Raw genomic sequence first — 23,759 nt, 5'->3', positions numbered from 1 at the left:
CATTGAAGGTTGGAATGAAAACAGTTCACGTACAGACTTATGAAGGTAGTGAGAAAAGAAGTTGGCACATCTGCTGCTTCATAATATAATGATTTTAGATGGACATTTAGTAAAAATATTGCAGAAAAGGAAACTGGTTAAATGGATAAAGTAAACAAAAAACGACCGTTATATAAAAGAAGTTGGTTTCTCACGGTCTTGGCATTTTTAGTTTCACAGCTTTATTTTAACTTTGGAGAATTAACGGGATGGGGTCCTAAGTATAGAGAAATGAATGGATTCCCAGCAAATATAGTTGAACTGGATTTCTTTCAAAACTATCTTTCATTCTATGAGAATCCATGGTTTAATATTGTCACTGTTTTCACTGTTATACAAATCATCACAGGTATAAAAAAGGATATTCGAAATGAAGACTGCGGCACTTAGTCAGCAGTCTATTTTTTGTTTTGGATCAGGGTTACCGAATCGAAACCTTATCCAAACATATATAGTGATTTCTGGCAGTGTCTTATAAAAGTAATTATTTATTTTTTATGCAGATATTTTGTTTATAAGTAATAACTAATCTTTGTCAGGTTGCCATTTGTTGCGTTGGTTATTTCTAAACGATGAGCAAATTCCAAATGAGATTGAAGTTCTTGCAATTTGTTAAGTTCGAGTTTATTTTCTCATCCCATCCTCATTACTCCATGTGATTCATAAGCGGTAAGTTAAGGCTTTTTCTTTTTACATTCTCTTCAGTACTCAGATATACCCCCCAGCCCTATTTGCTTAATCAAATGATTTCTTGAAATTATGATATTGATATACGGAAATGGTGCAGCGTAAAATATTTTATCTGCGATAACAGGCCAATTATTTTGCATTGGTAATCGGGAGAACTCATATGATATTCTATTTAGGTTGGAATCCTTTTTATCCAAAAAGCTCATAAGTAAGGCTGCTGCGAAAGATGAAGGTCAGCGCTACTATTAATAACCACAATATAAATAAGGTGCACTTAATCATCACACTTTTTCTCTTAGAACCTATTAAAGGTTAAGGAGTTGACTGAGTTGATCAGAAATGAACGATATGAGGATAACTATAGCGATAGTCTATTACGTTAACTCAATTCATGTGTTCTGCTTCAGTTTGCTTTTTCACTTTTTTACGTGTAAAAAGTGAAATGTTCAAAATTTACTATCGTTTGATAAGAAAAGCTTTCGCGTGCTATAAGTGTAAAAGGAAAGCATGGTCAGTTTTTTAATAAATGATGCAGCCTTATTCCCTAATGAAAGGATATGAATTTGTTATGATAGATAATTTCTGGCGTGAATTGCCGCGGCCATTTTTTGTATTGGCGCCAATGGAAGATGTGACGGATGTCGTTTTTCGCCATGTGGTGAGTGAAGCTGGCAGGCCTGATGTGTTTTTTACAGAGTTTACAAACTCAGAAAGCTATTGTCACCCGGATGGGAAGGATAGTGTGCGCGGCCGTTTGACTTTCACAGAGGATGAACAGCCGATGGTAGCCCACATATGGGGAGATAAGCCTGAAAACTTTCGCCAAATGAGTATTGGGATGGCGGAATTAGGGTTTAAAGGGCTGGATATCAATATGGGCTGTCCTGTGCCTAATGTGGCGGGGAACGGAAAGGGAAGCGGCCTGATCTGCCGTCCTGAAGTTGCAGCCGAATTAATACAGGCAGCGAAAGCGGGAGGGCTGCCGGTAAGTGTGAAGACCAGACTTGGCTACACGGATGTAGACGAATGGCGCGGCTGGCTGACACACGTATTGAAACAGGATATTGCTAACCTTTCCATTCATCTGCGCACCAGATCGGAAATGAGTAAAGTAGATGCGCATTGGGAGTTGATCCCGGAAATCAAGAAACTTCGTGACGAGATAGCGCCAGATACCCTTTTGACGATCAACGGGGATATTCCTGACCGGGAAACCGGGTTAAAGCTTGCCGAACAATACGGTGTTGACGGGATTATGATTGGACGAGGCATTTTTACAAATCCATTCGCCTTTGAAAAGGAGCCGAAAGAGCATAGCAGTAAGGAATTGCTTGATCTTTTGAGACTGCATCTGGATCTTCATGATGAATATTCAAAAGAAGAAGCTAGAGCATACAAACCGCTCCCTCGCTTTTTTAAGATTTATCTCCGCGGATTCCGGGGAGCAAGTGAATTAAGAAATCAATGCATGAATACAAAGTCAACAGATGAAGTGCGTGCATTGCTCGATGACTTTGAGAGAAAGTATCTTGATGGGATGGAGCAAGAGTGATATATACAATTCCTCATCCGGCCCGGATTTCAGTATGAATTCCGGGTCTTTTTGTGTGCAGCCTTTCCCCCGCCTGCACCCTGATTACAGAAAGCAGATCTATGTCCCGTTCTCCAAGGGCTTCTGTCTGACGTTTTATCATGCGTAAATCAGCAGATAATGGTACATTGATATGAGAAACTGCATAAAGGGGGAGAGAAAATGAAACGACTGTGCATCATCCCCTGCGGCAAGAAAAAAATCTGGGACATCAATCCGGATACAGGGCCGGTAAAGGCGGAGGACGCCTATCTCAGCCCATTTCATCAAGCATGCGAGCGATACGCGAAAGCTTTTTTCGATGAGTGGGTGATTTTGTCGGCAAAGCACGGATTCCTTCGTCCGGATGATATGGTTCCTGAAAATTACGATGTCACTTTTGGAACCGGTCATCCGGAGATCATGGCAGCGGAGGAGCTGCAGCGCCAATTTTGTGAAAAAGGCTTTTCTGACACCGTTGAAATTGTCATGCTTGGCGGGAAAAAATACCGAAGCGTCCTAAACGCCGTTATCGAAAAGCATCAGCATGTCAGCTGGCCTCTGTCATCGTACAAAGGCATTGGCTACATGCTTCAAGCGCTGAAGAAGGCTGCAGAAGAAAAGCATGAACTGTAACAGCCATTCAGACAAGCAGTGCAGAAGTATGAAGCTGTTAAAAGATTTCCGAGGAAATAAATACGTCGATCATTGTCAAAGACCGGGTGATATCCGGTCTTTTTTGTATACCTGAAAACGAGACAAATGGATATAGATCGAGACAAAATGAGACACCTGTATCAAACTGTCTCACAGTATAAAATAAAAACATTGATTTTACGGGCTTTAAAAGCTGGCACACTTCTTGCATTTATAAATATGAACCCTAAATAGAAGGAGGCGCACAAAAAATGGAATTGTTAAAACGAGAAGGCTTGTCATTAACTGAGGAGAAAGCGCTGTGGATGTACCAAAAGATGCTGGAAATCAGGGGCTTTGAAGACAAAGTCCATGAACTGTTCGCGCAGGGAGTGCTTCCAGGATTCGTCCATTTGTATGCCGGTGAGGAAGCGGTAGCTGCAGGGGTGTGCGCTCATTTGAATGATGGAGACAGCATTACAAGCACACACAGAGGACATGGCCATTGTATCGCCAAAGGCTGTGATCTGGATGGTATGATGGCGGAAATATTCGGGAAAGCGACCGGACTGTGTAAAGGCAAGGGCGGTTCTATGCACATTGCGGATCTGGATAAAGGCATGCTCGGCGCAAACGGAATTGTAGGCGGAGGCTTTACGCTTGCCTGCGGATCAGCGCTGACGGCTAAATATAAAGGGACTAATAATGTAAGCGTTTGCTTCTTCGGGGACGGCGCAAACAACCAAGGCACGTTTCATGAGGGGCTCAATCTGGCGGCTGTATGGAATCTTCCTGTCGTGTTTATCGCGGAAAACAACGGCTACGGAGAAGCGACGCCGTTTTCGTACGCGTCGGCCTGTGACTCTATTGCCGACAGAGCGGCGGCTTACCGGATGCCCGGCGTAACTGTGGACGGAAAAGACGTGCTGGCCGTTTATGAAGCCGCAGAAGAAGCGATCACGCGGGCGAGAAACGGCGGAGGGCCGTCATTAATTGAATGCATGACTTACAGAAATTACGGCCACTTCGAAGGAGACGCCCAGACGTATAAGCCGAAAGAGGAAAAGACGGATCACTTAGACCGTGATGCAATCAGCGCTTTTAAAGCATATCTGCTTCAGGAAAAGACAGCGGAACAAAAGCTCGCCGATATTGAAAACAATGTGAAACAAGCGGTTGAAAAAGCGGTTTCTTTCAGTGAGAAAAGCCCGTATCCGAGCGAATCTGAGCTTCTGACCGATGTGTATGTGAGCTATTAAAAAAGGGGGAATGTTGAAATGGCAAGAATCGTGAGCATGTCTGATGCAATCAATGAAGCGATGAGACTTGCGATGCAAAGAGATGAAAATGTGCTGTTAATCGGTGAAGATGTGGCCGGAGGCGCGGATGTCGACCATTTGCAGAATGATGAAGCATGGGGCGGCGTGCTTGGTGTGACGAAGGGGCTTGTTCAGGAATTCGGGAGAAGCAGGGTGCTTGATACGCCGATTTCTGAAGCGGGTTACATGGGAGCGGCCATGGCTGCGGCCTCCACCGGACTCAGACCGATTGCCGAGCTGATGTTCAATGACTTTATCGGAACCTGTTTTGATCAGGTGCTTAATCAGGGGGCGAAATTCCGCTATATGTTCGGCGGGAAAGCCCAAGTGCCGATTACAGTGCGAACGACTTACGGAGCGGGTTTCAGAGCGGCCGCCCAGCATTCTCAAGCCATGTATGCTCTGTTTACAAGCATTCCCGGCCTGAAAACCGTCGTTCCTTCAAATCCTTATGATGCAAAAGGACTTCTTCTGGCTGCGATTGAGGACAATGATCCGGTGTTCTTTTTTGAAGACAAAACGTCCTACAGCATGACAGGCGAGGTGCCTGAAGGATATTATACGATTCCGCTCGGCAAAGCCGATATTAAACGCCAAGGCGGCGATGTGACACTTTTTGCAGTCGGCAAGCAGGTGAATACGGCGCTGGAAGCCGCGGAAGAGCTGTCGAAAAAAGGGATCGAAGCAGAGGTGCTTGACCCCCGCAGTCTGTCCCCGCTTGATGAAGAGGCTATCCTTGCGTCACTTGAAAAAACAAACAGGCTGATCATTATTGATGAAGCCAATCCGCGCTGCAGCATTGCGACAGACATCGCGGCGCTTGCTGCGGATAAAGGCTTTGACCTGCTGGACGCACCGATAAAACGAATCACGGCTCCGCATACGCCTGTTCCGTTTTCACCGGTCTTAGAAGATATCTATCTTCCGACGCCGGCACGTATCGTAAATGAGACGCTTGAGCTTTTAGGAGAACCTTTGGCGTATTAAAGGAGGGATAAAGAATGGCTGTAAAAGTAGTGATGCCGAAGCTTGGAATGGCGATGAAAAAAGGTGAAGTATCCGTCTGGAATAAAAAAGTCGGCGACCCGGTTGAAAAGGGAGAAAGCATCGCCAGCATCAACTCTGAAAAAATAGAAATGGACATTGAAGCGCCTGAAAGCGGCACGCTTCTTCATATTAAAGTCAAAGAGGGAGAGGGAGTCCCGCCGGGAACGGCCATCTGTTATATCGGGGAAAACGGCGAAGAAGTGCGGGAAAAAGAGACACCGGCGCCTGAAAATGAAGGGAAACCGCAAGCTGAACCTGAAAATATTCCCGCTCCCAAAGCCGGGCAAAAGCGTAAACACCGCGTGAAAATATCTCCCGTTGCCCGAAAAATGGCCGAGAAAGCCGGATTGAAAGTCGATACGCTGAACGGGACGGGTCCCGGAGGCCGAATTGTAAAAGCTGACGTCATCAAGGCCATGAAGACGGAAGCTGAACCGCAGTCTTCGGTTCAGACGGCACAGCCGGAGGGAAAACCGGCTTCAGCGATGAGAAAAGTGATTGCAGACCGAATGCACAAAAGCCTGCAAAACAGCGCCCAGCTGACGCTGACCATGAAAGCCGACATTACAGAGCTGTTGAAATGGCAGCGGCAGCTCGCTGACAGTGCGAAAAAGCGGAGCGGAGTTAAGCTGACAGTCACGCACTTCGTATCCCGGGCGGCGGTGCTTGCGCTGAAACAGCATCCTGAACTGAACAGCTCTTATCAAGAGGAGCGGATTATCACCCATCCATATGTCCATCTCGGGATGGCGGTTTCACTCGAAAACGGCCTTGTTGTGCCGGTGATCCGGGATGCGGAAAAGCTTTCATTCCTTGAGCTTGCGGATCACATCAGCACATCTGCACGGCGGGCGCGGGAAGGCAATGCTTCCGGCGATGACCTTCGCGGATCGACATTTTCTATTACGAATCTCGGAGGTTACGGAGTGGAGCATTTCACCCCGATCCTCAACCCGCCTGAAGCCGGTATTCTCGGAGTGGGCGCAAGCTATGAAACACCGGCGTTCAAAGGAGATGAGCTTGTCAAAAGCACCATCCTGCCGCTGAGCCTTACCTTTGATCACAGAGTATGTGACGGTGCCCCGGCTGCGGACTTCCTGAAAACGGTCAAAACGCTGCTTGAAGAGCCTGCCGGATTGATTTTATAGAGAGAGGTGAAGAAATGAAACTAGCCATTATCGGCGGCGGGCCGGCCGGATATGCAGCTGCCGTGACTGCCGCGCGGAGGGGAGCAGAAGTCGTTCTGATAGACAAAGGACCGCTCGGGGGCACGTGTCTCAATGAAGGGTGCATCCCGACAAAGTCGCTTTTGGAAAGCGCAAATGTGCTTGATAAAATCAGGCACGCAGATACATTCGGCATCGAACTCCCGCAAAACATTACACTCAATTGGGCCCGCATGCAGGGGCGCAAACGGCAAATCGTCAGCCAGCTCGTGCAGGGAATTCAATACTTAATGAAAGCAAATCAGATTAAGGTCATCCGCGGGACTGCTTCATTTCTCACAGATCAGACATTGCTGATTGAAGAAGAAGAAGGCGCAAAAGACATTCTGGAAGCGGACCGGATATTGATTGCATCCGGATCTGAACCGGCGGAGCTGCCGTTTGCCCCTTTTGACGGTAATTGGGTGATCGACAGCAAAGATGCGCTTTCTTTGCAGCACATTCCTTCTTCTCTTCTCATTGTCGGAGGAGGTGTAATCGGCTGCGAGTTTGCCTCTTTATTCAGCCGGTTTAAAACGAAAGTAACGGTGATTGAATCGGCTGACAGGCTGCTCCCGGCAGAAGACGGAGAAATCGCGGCCGCTTTTGAAGACTCTTTAAGAGAGAGCGGGGTTAATATTCAGACGAAAGCCGCCTTGCAGCGGATTGACAGAGAAAGGAAAACCGCCGTGTGGACACAAGGCGGCAAAGAAATTGAGGCCAAGGCTGATCACATTCTAGTTGCAATCGGCAGAAAACCGCGTTTGCAAAAGCTGAACATCGAGCAGGCAGGCATCCGATATTCTCCGCGCGGCATTGAAGTCAATGACCATATGCAGACAAATGTGCCGCATATATATGCATGCGGCGACGCGGCCGGAGGAATGCAGCTGGCGCATGCCGCTATTCATGAAGGCGTCACCGCCGCTTCGCATGCCACGGGAAAGGACAGCAAAGTCGATATGCGGGCGGTGCCCCGCTGCATTTATACATCGCCGGAAATGGCAGCTGTCGGACTGACGGAAACGCAGGCGAGAGAGAAATATGGAGACGTGAAAATCGGAGAATGCTCATTTTCTGCTAACGGAAAAGCGTTAATTAAACATCAGCACGGCGGCAAAATGAAAATCATTGCCGAACCGGAATTCGGAGAAATCGTCGGCGTGTCAATGATCGGGCCGGACGTAACAGAATTGATCGGCCAGGCGGTCATGCTGATGAACGGTGAAATGACGGCGGATATGTCAGAGCACTTGATCGCCGCGCATCCGACTCTTTCAGAAACACTTCAGGAAGCTCTGCTGAATGTCACCGGACTTGCGGTGCATTCCGTGTAGCCGGGATACCCTTTCTCAGACTGAGAAGGGGTATTTTTTATTGAAAGCGCTTTACTTTTCCCCTACAATATATGAAAAGATGGTCTGAACAGGGGGGAGCGGATACGATGAATGTCATTCGGAATGATTTTAACACCTGGAAGCGCTTTGTGAAAGAAGGCGTGCTTGATGAATCCCGTATTCAGAAGCGGATCGCAGCCTCATGGCACCGCTGCAAAAACGCCGACGTCAACCCTTATCTGGAAAAGGGGCCGAAGGTAATGCCGGCAGATCATTTAGAAAGGCAGGCCGAGAAGCATGCGTTATTTTTGGCGGCCTCGTCGCCGCACGCAGAAAAAATGAAGACGGCGATGCGGGAAATGGAAATGATGGTTCTCCTGATTGATGCCGACGGCGTTGTCCATTCAGTTAACGGCCACCCGCGCACCATTCATGAAGCAAACCGCATCAATTTCTTAAAAGGCGCCTGCTGGACGGAAACGGCGGTCGGCACGAATGCGATCGGGACGGCCCTTTATACGAATGAGCCGGTCATGATACACGGCTCTGAACATTATTCGCTCGCTTCCCATCAGTGGAGCTGTTCCGCCGCTCCGATCCGTTATGAAGACGGGCGGCTGGCCGGTGTCATTGATATTTCCTGCCCTGCCGCCCGCGCTCAGCCATTTATGCTCGGAATTGCTTCCTCCATCGCTTATACGGCGGAACGGGAGCTCGCCTTAAAGATGAAGATGACAGAACTTGATATGATCGGAAAATTTGAGGAACTCACCAAGTCTCATGAACCGATCGTGCTTTGCAATGAGATCAATCGGATTATCGCGGCAAGCCGACCCGTTCAGCATTTTACCGGGCATACGCTGCGCGAGCTTGAGGAACAGGGCTTTCAGATGAAGCAGGCGAAACGGGAGGAGAACGGCTTCACATGCTTTTATGTAACCAAACGAGAAGAAAAGCCGTCTTTTATATTTCATGGCGCGGCAGGCGAAAGCCCGTCATCCCGACATATGCTGCAGCAGCTGGAGCTTGTCGCCCGAACGGACGCAACCGTCTGTCTGACCGGAGAAACCGGTACCGGAAAGGAGGTTGCCGCCCGGGCGATTCATGACAACAGCTCCCGAAAAAACGGCCCGTTTATCGCAGTGAACTGCGGAGCGGTCCCCGAGAAGCTGATTGAAAGCGAACTATTCGGCTACACGGAAGGCGCCTTCACCGGAGCCAAACGGAAAGGACAGATCGGCGCATTGCAAAAAGCTGATAAAGGCACGCTTTTCCTCGATGAAATCGGAGAAATATCACACACCATGCAGGTCGCTCTGTTACGGGTGCTGCAGGAACGGAAGGTCACTCCGATCGGCGGGACGAAAGAAATTCCCGTTGACATCAGAATCATCACCGCCGCCCAAACTGATCTGAAACAGCTTGTCGAAAGCAAAAAGCTGAGAGAGGATTTATTTTACCGGCTTCACGTCTGTCCGATTCATCTCCCGCCATTAAGAGAACGCACCGAAGACATTCCCGGCCTCTTCTTTGAATTTCAGCGGAACCGCGGCTGGCCGGGAGAGCTTCCTGATGATTTTTTAGACATCTTAAAGAACCGCAAATGGCCGGGAAATATCAGAGAATTGTTTAATGTGTTTGAACGTCTGTCCGTCATGTTCCCGGACGGAAGACTGTCAGGGCGCCCTCTCCCATCTCTGCTTGAAGCGTCAGGCCTCACAGAAGAGTTTCAGTCTTTTAGCCAAGAAGAAGCGCCTCCTGTTTCCTTCCGAGAGCACATTCAGAAAAACATCATCGTAAACGCGCTTGAATCGGCAAAGGGAAATGTCACGCTGGCCGCCAAAATGGCGGGAATTCCGCGGAGCACGTTTTACAAACGCCTCAAAAAATTCAAACTCACCGCCGGACAATTGTAAGAAACAAGCATACTTCTCTTGGCTGCCGGACACGTTATGTGTGAGGCCTAAAGGAGGTTTGAGACGTGAACACACAGCGTGCGAAAGACATTGCTGAATCCGCTGCCATGGCGTATGTGACATATGAAGGCGTCCCGATTTATATTCAGCATGTCAACGAGGACAAGGAAACAGCCAGGATTTTTCCGATCGGAAATCCTCAATTTGAGCAGGAAGTGCAGCTTTCTGATTTACAAGAGCATTTTTGAGACACAGGTCTGCTGATCACAGCAGGCCTTTTTTGTTCCTGTGAGAATTTTCCCGCTTTTTGAGAAAAATAACTAAAAATGATTAAATGTTCTAACTCCCACAAACCCGGTACAGAGAAGCCGTTCTCATGATATAAATAAAATGTAAACGTTATCAGAGGAGGGCTTCACATGACAGACAAATCATTCTCAATCGTTATTGCAGGCGGCGGCAGCACATTTACCCCCGGAATTGTATTAATGCTTTTGAATCACCTGGAAGAGTTTCCGATCAGAAAGCTGAAACTTTATGACAATGATAAAGAAAGGCAGGAGCGGATTGCGGGTGCGTGTGAGGTATTCATAAAAGAAAAAGCGCCGGACATTGAATTTTTGGCAACTGATGACCCGGAGACGGCTTTTACGGATGTTGATTTCGTCATGGCGCATATCCGCGTCGGGAAATATGCGATGCGCGCGCTGGATGAACAAATCCCGCTGAAGTACGGTGTCGTCGGGCAGGAAACATGCGGGCCGGGCGGAATTGCATACGGCATGCGGTCTATCGGCGGCGTTCTGGAAATCCTTGATTATATGGAAACGTACTCGCCTGACGCATGGATGCTGAATTACTCCAATCCTGCGGCGATTGTGGCCGAAGCGACACGGCGCCTCAGACCGAATTCAAAAATATTGAACATCTGCGACATGCCGGTCGGAATTGAGGATCGCATGGCGAACATCCTCGGATTATCGTCAAGAAAAGAAATGAAGGTCCGTTATTACGGCTTGAACCACTTTGGCTGGTGGACGTCCATCACTGATCGAGAGGGCAATGATTTAATGCCGAAGCTGAAAGAGCATGTCCGTGAATACGGCTACGTTCCGAAGACGGAGGCCGAACAGACCGAAGCAAGCTGGAATGACACCTTCAAAAAGGCGCGCGACGTTCAGGCGGCCGATCCGGATACACTTCCGAACACATATCTGCAATATTACTTATTCCCGGATGATATGGTGAAAAAATCAAATCCGAATCATACGAGAGCCAACGAAGTCATGGAAGGGCGCGAAGCTTTCATTTTCAGCCAATGTGATATGATTACGCGCGAGCAGTCATCGGAAAACAGTGAAATTACAATTGACGATCATGCTTCCTATATCGTCGATCTTGCCCGGGCCATCGCTTACAATACCGGGGAGAGAATGCTGTTAATCGTTGAAAATAACGGCGCGATCGCAAATTTTGATCCATCAGCCATGGTTGAGATTCCTTGTCTCGTAGGTTCAAACGGACCTGAACCGCTCTCCGTCGGGAATATTCCGCAATTTCAAAAAGGCCTGATGGAACAGCAGGTATCTGTCGAAAAACTGACGGCTGAAGCATGGGAAGAGCGGTCATTTCAAAAGCTGTGGCAGGCGCTGATCCTGTCAAAAACAGTGCCGAATGCCCGTGTGGCAAGACTGATTCTTGAAGATCTGATGGAGGCCAATAAGGATTACTGGCCTGAGCTTGATGTAAGTCCGTCTCATATTTCCTGATGACAATCTTCCCCGTTTTCTTCATCTGTTATTCTATATAATAGAAAGAAAACGGGGGGATTTTGGGATGAGTCTTGAAGAACTGGTGAATCAGCATTACGCGAAATTAAATGACAACGATTTTTATATTTTAAAATATATATTGAACAATAAGCATACGTGCTACCATCTCGGTATCAATGACATGGCAAAAGCCTGCAATGTCTCTCGGTCTTCGATCCTGCGGCTCGCCCAAAAGCTCGGCTTCAGCGGCTACAGTGAATTCCGGGTTTTTCTGAAATGGGAGGATCAGCCTGAAGAAGGCGAGAATATGACATTTGAAAAGCTGCTGGATGATATTGAAGCCAACGTAAAATACGTAAAGTCAAAAGATATGACGGAGATGTGCCGGCTGATAGATGAAGCAAAACGGATTTTCGTTTACGGATCGGGCACGGCTCAAAGGGTGTGCGCCCGCGAGCTGCAGCGGATGTTTGTATCCCGGCGGAAGTATTTGATTTTAATACAGGACATCACAGAGTTTGATATCATGTGTGATGATTTTACGGTTGATGACGTATTCATCATTATTTCTTTATCCGGGGAAACACCCGAATTAATTCCGCAGGCAAGGACCTTGTCCGCAAAGGGAGTTCCGTTCATTTCAATCACCAATCTGAAAAACAACGTACTGGCGCAGACGACGCCGTATAATCTTTATGCGACCAGCAAGCCGGTGACGTTAAGCGATAAAACGGAAATTGTCGCATTTGCCCCGTTTTTTCTGGTGGGCGAAGCGTTATTCCGTGCATATGTTGATTATAAAGAGCTTGAAAATTTTGATAAATAGCGGGGGGTCACGTGAAATGATGCAAAAAGTCCAGCGCTTCGGCAGCGCGATGTTTGTGCCTGTTTTGTTATTTGCATTTTCCGGTATTATTGTCGGTCTGAGTACGCTCTTTAAAAATAAAACGCTGATGGGGCCGCTGGCTGATCCAGACGGGCTTTGGTATCAATGCTGGTACGTCATTGAACAAGGCGGCTGGACCGTCTTTAATCAAATGCCGCTCCTGTTTGCGATCGGCATCCCTGTCGCTTTAGCGAAAAAAGCGCAGGCGCGGGCTTGTTTGGAAGCGCTTACAGTTTATCTTACATTCAATTACTTTATCAATGCGATTCTGACGGTTTGGGGCGGGGCTTTTCATGTCGATATGAACCAGGAAGCCGGCGGAACGAGCGGGCTGACGATGATCGCCGGCATCAAAACGCTTGATACGAATATTATCGGCGCCATCTTTATTTCATCTATTGTCGTTTACTTGCACAATCGGTATTTTGATAAAAAACTGCCGGATTTCCTGGGGATTTTCCAAGGATCTTCGTACATCGTCATTATTTCTTTTTTCATTATGATACCGATTTCACTTGCGGTGGCCTACGTATGGCCGATGGTTCAGTCCGGAATCGGATCGCTGCAAAGCTTTCTCGTTTCTTCCGGGGCGGTCGGCGTGTGGATTTACACGTTCCTGGAGCGGATTTTAATTCCGACGGGTCTGCATCATTTTATTTACTCACCGTTTGTTTACGGGCCGGCTGTAGCTGAAGGCGGTATCGTCACCTATTGGGCCCAGCATCTCGGAGAATACTCCCAAAGCGTCAAACCGCTGAAAGAATTGTTCCCGCAGGGGGGCTTCGCGCTTCACGGCAACTCGAAAATCTTCGGCATTCCGGGAATCGCGCTCGCCTTTTACGCTACGGCTTCAAAGGAAAAGAAAAAAATCGTTGCCGGCCTTTTGATCCCGGTCGCTTTGACGTCCATTGTCGCCGGTATTACGGAGCCGATTGAATTTACATTCCTTTTTATCTCGCCGTTTTTATTTGCGGTTCATGCTTTGCTTGCCGCTTCCATGGCGACCGTCATGTATATGGCCGGCGTTGTCGGAAATATGGGCGGCGGTTTGATTGAAGCGGCGACCTTGAACTGGATTCCGCTGGCGCCAAGCCACGGTTTGACGTATGTATACCAGATCATCATCGGCTTGTGCTTTACCGCCATTTACTTTTTCGTCTTCCGCTTCCTCATTCTCAAATTCAACATCGCCACCCCGGGCAGAGAGAAAGAGGAAGGACAGGAAACAAAGCTTTATTCGAAAAAAGACTACAGAGAACGGAAGCAGGCTTCAAAAGAAACAGCGGCGGCAGACGAAACACAGCGGGATACAGCTGCTTTGTATATTGAAGCGCTGGGCGGAAAGGACAATATTACAGAGGTCACCAATTGCGCCACCCGTCTCCGTGTCACTGTCGCTGATGAATCAAAGGTTAAAAGTGATGCCGATTTCAGAGAGCTGGGAGCCCACGGCGTCGTCAGAAAAGGCAAGGCGCTTCAGGTCATTGTCGGATTAAGCGTTCCGCAAATACGGGAGCGTGTCGAGAAAATATTGAACGGTTAAAATACTGCAGCAGACTATGTGCAGAATGGGAAGAGCGCTTGTTAATCCGGCGCTCTTTTTATGTTTTGAAAAAATGTATGAATTTGTCATACCTTTGCCACCTGTACATGCAGGAGTGAAAGTGGGAGATGCAAAAACGGAATGACTCCTGCGATATTTCAAATAGCAATTAAAAAATGGGAGGGCAAGATCATGACAAACTATACGACGTTTTTAGGACTGTACAAACCCGATAAAACTGAGGGGATTGAAGTTGAAAGCATTGCTCAAAACTTTGAAGCGATTGACAGCAAAATCGGTGCTGCCCTTAGCGATGGCACGTCAACTTATGAAAATTTAAATGAAAGACTTAAAATGTATGAAAACAGATTTGAACATGTGACAGAGCGAAACGTTATGGATTTTGGAGCTAAAGGTGACGGAGTAACAGATGATACGCAGGCATTTCATGATGCTATGGCCGACGGAGGTTATGTCGTAACGGTTCCTGCGGGTGTATTCAGAACATCCGGATTGTTTGTTCCGTCAAATACAATGCTTGTCGGAGCAGGCAAGAAAAGAACGGTCATTAAATTATTAGACGAAACACCGGTCGGCCATTCTGTTCTGACCAACAGTGATTATACGAACGGTAATGAAAATATTTACGTCGGCCATCTTACGCTGGACTGGAACAAGGATACGCGTCCTGCCGGCTGGAAGATTCCGAAGGGCCCTACTTCAAGCTGTTTGCTTTTTGCGAATGTTGACTATTCTTTTGTCGAGCATGTGTTTGCGAAGAACGCCGGCCTGCATGGCTTTGATTCTACAAGCCCGAACTATAACAGACATGGAGAAATGGACGACCCCACTTATTATCAGCCCAACGGCTGTAACTTTGTAACGTTCTCTCATTGTGAAGCAACAGGGTCCGGCGATGATAACTTTACTTGTCATTTTGGGAAACACACGACTTTCAGTCATTGCCTCTCTTACCATCCAATGGGGCTAAACGACGGAACTTCTAACACGAATTGTTTTGAAATTGATGACGGCTCTCAAGACGTAATGATTGATAGTTGTATCTCAATTGGAGGAGTCCGAGGCTTTGAAATTAAAGCACACGGTTATGCACCGGCTGCGAAGAGAGTACAGCTTGTTAATTGTCGCGCATACGAAAATGCCATTGGATATAGCATTCGCCATATCGATCACCACACAGCAAGCGATCCTCAGTCAGCGACAGCACATGATGTGCAGCTTGCGAATTGTATCTCATATAACCCTAAACCAAATGATCTATACAAAGGGGCGGGTCCAAACGCGTTGCAAATCTCCGGATATGATGGTGTGAGCGTTGTGAATTTCCATGCTATTTGTGATGACAGTTCAATTGATTATAAGGGGAATTCGGTAGTCAGCGTATTTTATAAAGGACGCTTAATCAGTCTAAAGAATATAACCATCCGCGGATTTAAAACTGCAGACAACGACTTATATATTGTCGGCGGGGATAACTCAGTAGGGAAAGTGATGGTGGATGGTGTCACATTGATTGACTCAGGAAAAAAAGGAGTTGCATTCGGCAGCGGAATGTACGAGTCTGTTGTTAGCAATGTTTGGGGACAGAGATCTCCAAAAAATAATAGCGGGACAGTTGGAATTTATTCCTCAGATCCAGACCTTAATGTATCCAATTGTGATTTTTCAGGTTATGAAACTGACTTTAACATTGGAGGAGCAGTCACTCCTTATTTCTTATTCAAACATAAAGGAAGCGGAGTCATTGGCTCCCGTGAATCTCATGCTACAGGGAACAATAATTTTGTGGCTGGTTCTGTTCGGGGAAGAGCGGCCGGAGCGGCACAATCTTCAGTGCTTTCTTCGTACAATACAATTAACCCGAATTCAGATTCTGTAGCACTTGGCTGGGGTGCCGGCAGCACTCCGTCATCAGCCAACAGAAAAATTGAGCTTCACGCAAAAGAAGGAACAATTAAGGCTTCCGGAGGCGTAACAGGTTCCTCGACATTCTCTGACTACGCCGAGTATTTTGAGAGCCTGAGCGGGGAGAAAATTCCGACGGGAACACTTGTCACACTTGAAGGTGATAAGATCAGACCGGCTGAAGAGGGTGATCTCATGCTTGGGGTTATTTCCGAGACTGCCGGAGTGATTCTCGGTGAGTCGAGTTTTCACTGGTCGGGACGATACGTAAAGAATGAGTTTGGCGGCTATATTTATGAAGAACAGAAAGATGCGAACGGCCATACGGTCATGGCGCCAAAAGAAAATCCGGACTTTCGCCCTGAAGAAGACTACACTTCAAGACAAGAAAGAGACGAGTGGAACATTGTCGGGCTTATCGGTCAGGTATATGTCAAATGCGATGAGACTGTGAAAGCCGGAGATTTTATTCATGCCCATAACGGGATTGCAGCAAAATCCGACGCCCCAAACCAGCGCTGGCAGGTCATGAAAGTGATCAAAGAGTTTGATGCCGATAAAGGATTCGGGGTCGCTCTCGTTTTTATTCGTTAAATGAAATGACAAAGCATAAATGACCATCCTGAATAGCGGACGCCTTTTTAAAGGCTCCGCTCATTCAGTTTAAAATCAAGGCTCCGGTTCAGGAGCTGGTAAAAAGAAAAGATAAGACAGCCTCCATATATCTGCATCCCTCATTCCTTCAATTTTGATCTTCAATGATTTCCGTTTTTTCTTCACAAAGTACATAATAAAAGGTGCGGGTTCAAGGGTTAATCCTTTATTCATTTAAGACAAACAAATAAAATAAATATACATACATACATACTGAACAAAGAATTTGGAGGCTTACACATGTCAAAGGCTTTATCATATGTAAAACCGTATTCTCTGTTGGCGGGAATCGCTCTGTTTTTCATGCTCATCGAGCTTGCAGTAGAGCTGATACAGCCCCTGCTGATCGGGAAAATCATCGATGAAGGAATTTTAAAGCAGGAGCTCGGAACGGTCTGGCTGTGGGGCGGCGTGATGATCGGACTGACTGTTGTTTCATTTGCATCGGGCATATTAAATTCGTTCTACTCCGCCCACATCAGCCAAAGCTATGCGTATGATACGCGAAAAGGGCTATTTCAAAAAATCCAGTCCTTCTCCTATTCGACGTTTGCGCAATTCTCGTCCACATCGTTTATCACCCGGCTGACAAACGATGTGACGCAGGTCCAAAATATGCTTTTCATGAGTCTCCGGTTTATGCTTCGGGCGCCGTTAATGATCGCGGGCGGCATTATTCTCTCGCTGACCGTCAATGCGAAACTCGGTTTTTTTCTGCTGATCACGGTGCCGATTTTGCTTTTGTTTTTGCTGTGGGTGCTGAAAAGAGGCGGCGCGCTGTTTCGGTCTGTCCAAAAGCGGCTTGACCAGGTCAATACGATCATGCAGGAAAACCTGACGGCGATCAAACTGATTAAAGCGCTTCTCCGTGCAAACCACGAAGTGAAACGTTTTTTGAAATCGAATACGAAGCTGATGGAAAAAACAGTATCCGCCTTTCGTCTCGTGGAAGCGGCGATGCCGATCTTAATGCTGCTGATGAACAGCTGCATTTTGTTTATCTTATGGTTCGGCGCCAAAAGCATTGACCAGGGAGGGGCGCAGGTCGGAGATATCGTTTCCGTGATTAACTATGCGACGCGGATTACAGGCGCGCTGTCCGTCCTGCCATTTCTCATTATGGTATTTTCCCGGGCGAAGGCTTCCGGAGAAAGAATCGGCGAGGTGCTGGAAACAGAAGGCGGCGAGGGAACGGGACATGACCCGGCACAAGCGCTTGCAGGCGAAATTGAGTTTCGCGAAGTGTCCTTCCGCTATCCGGACATGGAAAAAGACGCGCTGCATCACGTTTCCTTTTCTGCCAGCCCGAAAGAAACGGTTGCCATTATGGGCGCGACAGGCTCAGGAAAATCAACGCTCTTTCAGCTGATTCCGCGCCTGTACACGGCTGATTCAGGCAGTATTTTCATAGACGGAAAACCGATCGGTGAATTCTCCGCTCACGGGCTGCGCAGGGAAATCGGCTATGTTCCGCAGGAAGTGCTCCTGTTTTCGGGCACAATCCGTGAAAATATCGCCTGGGGGCGGGAGGATGCTTCACTAGATGAAGTAATAGAAGCAGCCAAAGACGCGCAAATCCATGAAACGATTATGAAGCTGTCAAACGGATACGACACGGTGCTGGGACAGCGGGGCGTCAATTTGTCAGGCGGGCAGAAGCAGCGCATTTCCATCGCGCGCGCTTTTATCAGAAAGCCGTCCCTCCTGCTGTTAGACGACAGTATGAGCGCGCTGGATCTTCAGACGGAAGCAAAGCTTTTAAAAGCGATCAGATCATATGAATGCACGACACTGATTATCACGCAAAAAATAACGACCGCAATGAAGGCTGACACCATCTTATTGCTTGAAGACGGCGAACTGCTGGCAAAAGGCACGCACCAAGAGCTGATGGCAGAGTCTCATTTGTACCGGCAGATTTATGAATCCCAATTCGGAAAGGAGAGAGCTGACAGTGGAGAAAGACATTCGTAAACCTTTCCGTTATCCGAAAATACCGCTCAAATCGAGTGAAGGCGGCAGAAAACGCGCGAAAGCAAAAGATGCAAAAGGCACGCTGCGCAGAATCTGGTCGTATGTAGCAGAGAAAAAAGGGCTATTGACTCTTGTGATTATCATGGTAGTCATAAGCGCCATATTCGGCCTCCTCGGACCGTTCGTCATCGGGAAAGCGATTGATCATTTCATCGTCGGACGGACGACGGACGGATTGGCGGGTGTGCTGTTCATACTGTTTGGGATTTACCTCGTGCAATCATTGTCCTTATGGTTTCAAAACTATTGGATGATCAATATCTCGCAAAGCACCGTGTTTAAAATGCGGAGCGAGCTGTTTACCCATCTGCATGAGCTGCCGATTCCGTTTTTTGATAAACAGCGGCTCGGCGACTTGATGAGCCGGGTCACCAATGATATTGAAAATGTCAGCTCCACTTTAAATACATCCGTCATTCAGGTGCTCTCTAGCGTCATTACATTCGCAGGCACAATCGCCGTGATGCTGTACATGAGCCCGCTTTTAACATTGATCACGCTTTTGATCATTCCGATCATGTTTTTAAGCATCAAATGGATCACCAACCGGACGGGACTCCTGTTTAAGCAGCAGCAGAAAAACCTCGGCGAGCTGAACGGTTTTATTGAAGAGTCGGTATCAGGAGCGAAGGTCATTAAAGCCTACTCCAGAGAAGACCGCGTCATGGAGCAATTTTTAGAAAAAGACGCGGCGTTAAAATCATCAGGGTTTTGGGCGCAGACAATTTCGGGATTCATTCCGAAAGTAATGAACTCTTTAAACAATTTAAGCTTTACGATTATAGCGGCGGTCGGCGGGCTGTTTGCGCTGAAAGGGTGGATTTCGATCGGTTCCATTGTCGTATTCGCCGAATACTCGCGGCAGTTCACCCGCCCTTTGAATGATTTAGCCAATCAGTTCAATACGATGTTATCGGCAATCGCCGGGGCTGAACGGGTGTTTGACGTGCTTGATGAAAAAGAGGAGCGGGAAGATGAAGAGCATGCGGCGCACCAGCCGATCAAAACGGGTGACATCGAATTCCGCAATGTCTCCTTCGGCTATCAGGAAGACAGCCTGATCTTAAAACATCTGTCCTTCAGCGTTCCGAAAGGGCAGTCAATCGCCTTCGTCGGTCCGACGGGAGCGGGTAAAACAACCGTTACGAGCCTGATCGCCCGTTTTTACGAGCCGAATGAAGGAAAAATCCTCATTGACGGAACGGACATCAAAAAACTGACAAGATCCAGTCTGAGAAAAAACATGGGGTTTGTTCTGCAAGATTCATTTCTCTTTCAGGGCACCATCAGGGAGAACATCCGCTACGGCCGGCTGGATGCTTCTGACAAAGAGGTGGAGGAAGCCGCAAAAGCCGCCAATGCCCACGGATTCATCGAACGGCTCCCGAAAGGCTATGATACCGTCCTTACCCAAAACGGCGCGGGCATCAGCCAAGGACAAAAGCAGCTCATTTCCATCGCGAGAGCTGTGCTCGCGGACCCGGTTCTGCTCATTTTGGATGAAGCGACGAGCAACATTGATACAGTGACCGAAGTGAAAATACAAGAAGCGCTCGGCCGTTTAATGGCAGGCAGAACGAGCGTCATTATTGCTCACAGGCTGAACACGATTCAAAAAGCAGACCAGATTCTTGTGCTGAAAGACGGCGAAATGGCTGAAAAAGGAACCCATGCCGAACTTCTCAGCCAGAATGGTTTTTATCAAGAATTATATGAAAGCCAGTTCCGGGAATCGTAAATAGGGACAAAGACCTCCGACAGAGTGCGGAGGTCTTTTTTTATGCGGATAAATAGTACTTTTCAGTTATTTTCGTGAAATGTAACGAAATTACTTGACGTAAATAAGTTATGTATATATACTAGCTTACATAAAGTAAGTGATAATAATTTTCAAGGAGGATTTTATGAATAAATCATTCGAAACAGGAACACTGCTTTTAAGGGTTGTAACAGGTATTATCTTTTTTGTACACGGTTTATCCAAGTTCCAAGGATTAGAAGGCACCACACAATTTTTCCAAAGCATCGGGCTCCCGGCGTTTATGGTCTATGTCATCGCAACGATTGAGCTTGTCGGCGGGGTTCTGATCTTTTTCGGCTTGGCGACGCGCATAATCGGCGTTCTGTTTGCCCTCACATTAGTCGGCGCCATCTTTACGGCGAAGCTTTCCTCCCCATTTATGGGCGGCTCGGAATTTGATTTCATCTTACTGGCGGCATCTATTCACTTAGCGCTTTCAGGAAGCCGTCTGCTTTCATTGGACCAGCTCCTTTTCAAATCAAAAAAGGGAGAAACTTTTTCAGCATAAGAAAGAAGGCGTTCAAATGACCGGCATTCATCAAGATACAGCAATCGGTTATGTCAAATTGACCATCAAAAATTTGGAACGGTCGCTCGACTTTTACCAAAATGTGATCGGCTTTCAAGTCATCTCGCAAACCGATCGTTCCGCAGAACTGTCAGCAGACGGAAAACGCGTCCTGCTGATGCTTGAAGAAAATCCAAGCGCCGTCATTCTACCGGAGCGGTCTGTCACCGGCCTGTACCATTTCGCGATACTTCTGCCTGACCGGAAAGAACTCGGCATCGTATTGGCCCGGCTGATTGAAAACGGCATCGCGCTCGGTCAGGGGGATCACGCGGTCAGTGAGGCTCTTTACCTGTCTGATCCGGACGGAAACGGCATTGAAATATACGCCGATCGTCCCCGCAGCACGTGGCAGCGCGATGCAGAGGGCAATTACGTCATGCAAACGGCGCCCGTCGATGTGGACGGGCTTTTGAAAGAAGCCGGAGCTGAACGGAAAAGCCGTCTCCCGGAAGGAACCGTAATCGGTCACATCCATCTCCATGTGACGGATTTACAGGAAGCTAAAGCTTTTTATACCGATATCCTCGGTTTTGACATTGTCGGCAATTACGCCGCCATGTCCGCCCTGTTTGTTTCAGCGGGAGGGTATCACCATCACATCGGCCTGAATATATGGGCCGGAACACATGCGCCGCCGAAACCGGGAAACGCAAGCGGACTGGATTATTACACCATCGTGCTTCCGCATCAAAAAGAGCTGTCACGTGTGACAAAAGCGCTGACCGATGCCGGCTTTGAGATTGAAGAAAAACAAGCGGGCATATTCGTCAAAGACCCTGTGTCAGGGGCGGATATCGCATTTACATTGTAAGAAAGAAACCTTGCCGTCTGCCGGCAAGGTTTTTTATTTTTCTGAAGTGTTCTCGAAAGAGAGCGAAAATCACAGTGACGCGCAAAAATGGCGCCTGGAGCCCGCCATCGCCGGCCCGCGCTCAGAACCTCCGCTGAATTGAAAACTGTGTACGTCCGGCAGGAGCCGAAAGCCGCATTCGGTCAGAAGATGCGGCTTTTCGTATACTATTTACAATTTTGTGAAAAGTAACCGGCATGAATTGAACTTCCTTATTCTTCCTGATATGATAAGCCGAAAAAGGAGAACCTGAACTGATGAATTCTAATGCAGCACAGACGGAACAGCCGATGAAGCATAATAAAAACCGGGTGACGGTCAAGGACTTTATCATCCTTGCCAAACCGGGGATTATCATCTCGAATTCACTTGCCGCATTGGGCGGATTTTGGATCGCGTGGCTTCAGTCAGAAAGGACGGGCGGAGGGCCCGGTATATTTGCTGCTATGACGATCGCCATGATCGGAACGGCGCTTGTCATGGCATCAAGCACTGTTTTTAATAACTTCTTTGACCGCGGCATGGATGCAAAGATGGCGCGAACCCGCACCCGCGCAAGCGTCACGGGGAAAATACCGCCGCCGGTCATGATCCTGTACGGCATCTGTCTCGGCGCATGCGGATTCATCATGCTTGCTGCGCTTAATGTACTGACTGCCGTTCTTGGCCTGCTTGCGTTTTTGCTGTATGCCGTCGTTTATACGCTTTGGTTTAAAAGACAATCCGTCTGGAGCACATTTGTCGGCAGCTTTCCGGGAGCCGCTCCGCCCTTAATCGGTTATTGCGCGCTGGCCGGGTGTATTGATATGCCCGCGATTTTGTTATATGCGATTATGTTTTTGTGGCAGCCGCCGCATTTTTGGGCGATCGGGATTAGGCGAAAGGAAGAGTATCGTGCCGCCGGTATTCCGCTTTTGCCGATTGTAAAAGGCAACCGCGTCACAAAAATGAAAATGCTGCGTTACATCGCCGTTCTGACTGCGGTTTCGCTGCTCGTTCCTTTCTATATAGATGTCAGCCCGCTTTATACCGCGTCCGCTCTTCTGCTCGGAGCCATCTGGCTGTACCGGAGCGTCAAAGGTTTTCAGGCGGCGGATGACACGCAATGGTCGAAGGGGATGTTTTTGTATTCGATTGTATATTTCAGCCTGCTTTTTCTTATTTTAATGGCTGATTCGTTGATCACGGCGGTTCTCAGTACGTAAACAGGCGGCTTATAGATACAGAGCCGCCCGTTTTTTTGTTTATGCTTTTTTGATGAGAGCCAAAATATCTTCAAGCCAGGAAATGTAATTGCGTTCCCGCTCAAGCGCTTTTGTCAGCACGAGATAATGGCCGAAATCGGGAGACGAAAACGAATCCGCATCCTCGGACGATGTCATCAGTTCGTGATAACTGTTTTCCAAGTCGGACAATTTCTCCTTCCGCTTTACGAGCTGATCGGTGAATAGCTCATCCGCTTCCTCCCGGGTCAAAGCTGAGATGAAATAAGCCTTCAGCATAAATTCATCCTTCACCGTTTCCGGAATCGGATCTTTTTTCGTCAGCCAGGCGGCAAGCTCCCGTTCTCCATTGCCGGTCAGCGTGTACATTTTTTTCTCAAGCTTCGTTCCTTGGATCGCAGTGCGGAACGTAATAAACCCCTCAGCCGTCAGTTTTTTCAATTCCGGATAAATCTGGCTGTGCTTTGCGCTCCAGAACTGGCCGAGCTCTTCTTTAAAATAGCTCGATATATCATATCCGCTCAATTCGCCTTTTCTTAAAAGCCCTAAAATCGCGTACTTTAAAATTCTCATGTTGTCCTCCAAGCCCATTCATTTGACAGCTAGTATACCACACGACTGCGAAAAAACGCAGAAGTGCCGGATGCGGCAATCCTCCGCCGCATACAGATTTGAAACGCCTTTCATCATGTCTTTGCCTTATTCATATGACATCATGATATAATTATTGTAAAAATTAA

Annotated in this window: 18 protein-coding genes and 1 pseudogene; 18 read left to right on the top strand and 1 reads right to left on the bottom strand. The window is 47.7% G+C overall.

The window, feature by feature from the left end; all coding sequences use genetic code 11:
- Positions 1-141: 141 nt before the first annotated feature.
- The 18 genes and pseudogenes from ACXN9U_RS10540 (at position 142) to cyoE (ending at position 23,001) form a co-directional block, all read left to right on the top strand.
- Positions 142-429 (top strand): YfzA family protein, encoded by a 288-nt coding sequence (locus ACXN9U_RS10540; protein ID WP_489201613.1) that lies wholly within the window; start codon positions 142-144, stop codon positions 427-429.
- 868 nt (positions 430-1,297) lie between these two features.
- Positions 1,298-2,281 (top strand): tRNA dihydrouridine synthase, encoded by a 984-nt coding sequence (locus ACXN9U_RS10535; protein ID WP_489201612.1) that lies wholly within the window; start codon positions 1,298-1,300, stop codon positions 2,279-2,281.
- A 201-nt stretch (positions 2,282-2,482) separates the two neighbouring features.
- Positions 2,483-2,935, top strand: coding sequence for a DUF6884 domain-containing protein (locus tag ACXN9U_RS10530; protein WP_060963318.1), 453 nt, complete (start codon positions 2,483-2,485; stop codon positions 2,933-2,935).
- Positions 2,936-3,207: 272 nt separating this feature from the next.
- A pseudogene (locus ACXN9U_RS10525) lies at positions 3,208-4,228 on the top strand (thiamine pyrophosphate-dependent dehydrogenase E1 component subunit alpha).
- Positions 4,213-5,241 carry an alpha-ketoacid dehydrogenase subunit beta gene (locus ACXN9U_RS10520; RefSeq protein WP_060963317.1) on the top strand — a complete coding sequence of 343 codons (1,029 nt, stop codon included), beginning with the start codon at positions 4,213-4,215 and terminating at the stop codon, positions 5,239-5,241. The pseudogene ACXN9U_RS10525 and the gene ACXN9U_RS10520 overlap by 16 nt, the downstream one beginning before the upstream one ends.
- Positions 5,242-5,255: 14 nt before the next feature.
- Positions 5,256-6,449: a dihydrolipoamide acetyltransferase family protein gene (locus ACXN9U_RS10515; RefSeq protein ID WP_489201611.1), complete on the top strand. Its 1,194-nt coding sequence runs from the start codon at positions 5,256-5,258 to the stop codon at positions 6,447-6,449.
- 14 nt (positions 6,450-6,463) lie between these two features.
- Positions 6,464-7,843, top strand: coding sequence for a dihydrolipoyl dehydrogenase (lpdA, locus tag ACXN9U_RS10510; RefSeq protein WP_489201610.1), 1,380 nt, complete (start codon positions 6,464-6,466; stop codon positions 7,841-7,843).
- Positions 7,844-7,950: 107 nt separating this feature from the next.
- Entirely contained in the window at positions 7,951-9,759 is a 1,809-nt protein-coding gene (locus ACXN9U_RS10505; RefSeq protein ID WP_060963314.1) for a sigma-54-dependent Fis family transcriptional regulator, read from the top strand.
- Between the two features lie 65 nt (positions 9,760-9,824).
- Positions 9,825-10,007, top strand: a complete 183-nt coding sequence (locus ACXN9U_RS10500) for a small acid-soluble spore protein H (protein ID WP_016936743.1) — start codon at positions 9,825-9,827, stop codon at positions 10,005-10,007.
- A 171-nt stretch (positions 10,008-10,178) separates the two neighbouring features.
- Positions 10,179-11,528, top strand: a complete 1,350-nt coding sequence (gene glvA / locus ACXN9U_RS10495) for a maltose-6'-phosphate glucosidase (RefSeq protein WP_060963313.1) — start codon at positions 10,179-10,181, stop codon at positions 11,526-11,528.
- Between the two features lie 67 nt (positions 11,529-11,595).
- Complete coding sequence (locus ACXN9U_RS10490; RefSeq protein WP_016936741.1) at positions 11,596-12,357, top strand: MurR/RpiR family transcriptional regulator; 762 nt, start codon at positions 11,596-11,598, stop codon at positions 12,355-12,357.
- 16 nt (positions 12,358-12,373) lie between these two features.
- Positions 12,374-13,960: an alpha-glucoside-specific PTS transporter subunit IIBC gene (locus ACXN9U_RS10485; protein ID WP_489201609.1), complete on the top strand. Its 1,587-nt coding sequence runs from the start codon at positions 12,374-12,376 to the stop codon at positions 13,958-13,960.
- A gap of 192 nt (positions 13,961-14,152) precedes the next feature.
- Positions 14,153-16,480 carry a peptidase G2 autoproteolytic cleavage domain-containing protein gene (locus ACXN9U_RS10480; RefSeq protein WP_489201608.1) on the top strand — a complete coding sequence of 776 codons (2,328 nt, stop codon included), beginning with the start codon at positions 14,153-14,155 and terminating at the stop codon, positions 16,478-16,480.
- Positions 16,481-16,780: 300 nt separating this feature from the next.
- Positions 16,781-18,514 carry an ABC transporter ATP-binding protein gene (locus tag ACXN9U_RS10475; RefSeq protein ID WP_060963311.1) on the top strand — a complete coding sequence of 578 codons (1,734 nt, stop codon included), beginning with the start codon at positions 16,781-16,783 and terminating at the stop codon, positions 18,512-18,514.
- Positions 18,495-20,312 carry an ABC transporter ATP-binding protein gene (locus tag ACXN9U_RS10470; RefSeq protein ID WP_489201607.1) on the top strand — a complete coding sequence of 606 codons (1,818 nt, stop codon included), beginning with the start codon at positions 18,495-18,497 and terminating at the stop codon, positions 20,310-20,312. The genes ACXN9U_RS10475 and ACXN9U_RS10470 overlap by 20 nt, the downstream gene beginning before the upstream one ends.
- A 166-nt stretch (positions 20,313-20,478) precedes the next feature.
- Positions 20,479-20,883, top strand: a complete 405-nt coding sequence (gene catD / locus ACXN9U_RS10465; RefSeq protein WP_060963309.1) for a DoxX family oxidoreductase CatD — start codon at positions 20,479-20,481, stop codon at positions 20,881-20,883.
- A 16-nt stretch (positions 20,884-20,899) separates the two neighbouring features.
- Positions 20,900-21,757, top strand: a complete 858-nt coding sequence (gene catE / locus ACXN9U_RS10460; protein ID WP_489201606.1) for a catechol 2,3-dioxygenase — start codon at positions 20,900-20,902, stop codon at positions 21,755-21,757.
- A 296-nt stretch (positions 21,758-22,053) separates the two neighbouring features.
- Entirely contained in the window at positions 22,054-23,001 is a 948-nt protein-coding gene (gene cyoE / locus ACXN9U_RS10455; protein ID WP_060963307.1) for a heme o synthase, read from the top strand.
- A 39-nt stretch (positions 23,002-23,040) separates the two neighbouring features.
- Here cyoE and ACXN9U_RS10450 read toward each other — a convergent pair whose 3' ends face one another.
- Positions 23,041-23,592, bottom strand: a complete 552-nt coding sequence (locus ACXN9U_RS10450; protein WP_016936735.1) for a PadR family transcriptional regulator — start codon at positions 23,590-23,592, stop codon at positions 23,041-23,043.
- Positions 23,593-23,759 lie beyond the last annotated feature (167 nt).

Source organism: Bacillus sp. BACIII (assembly GCF_057836745.1).
This window is presented reverse-complemented; position numbering and strand designations above follow the sequence as displayed.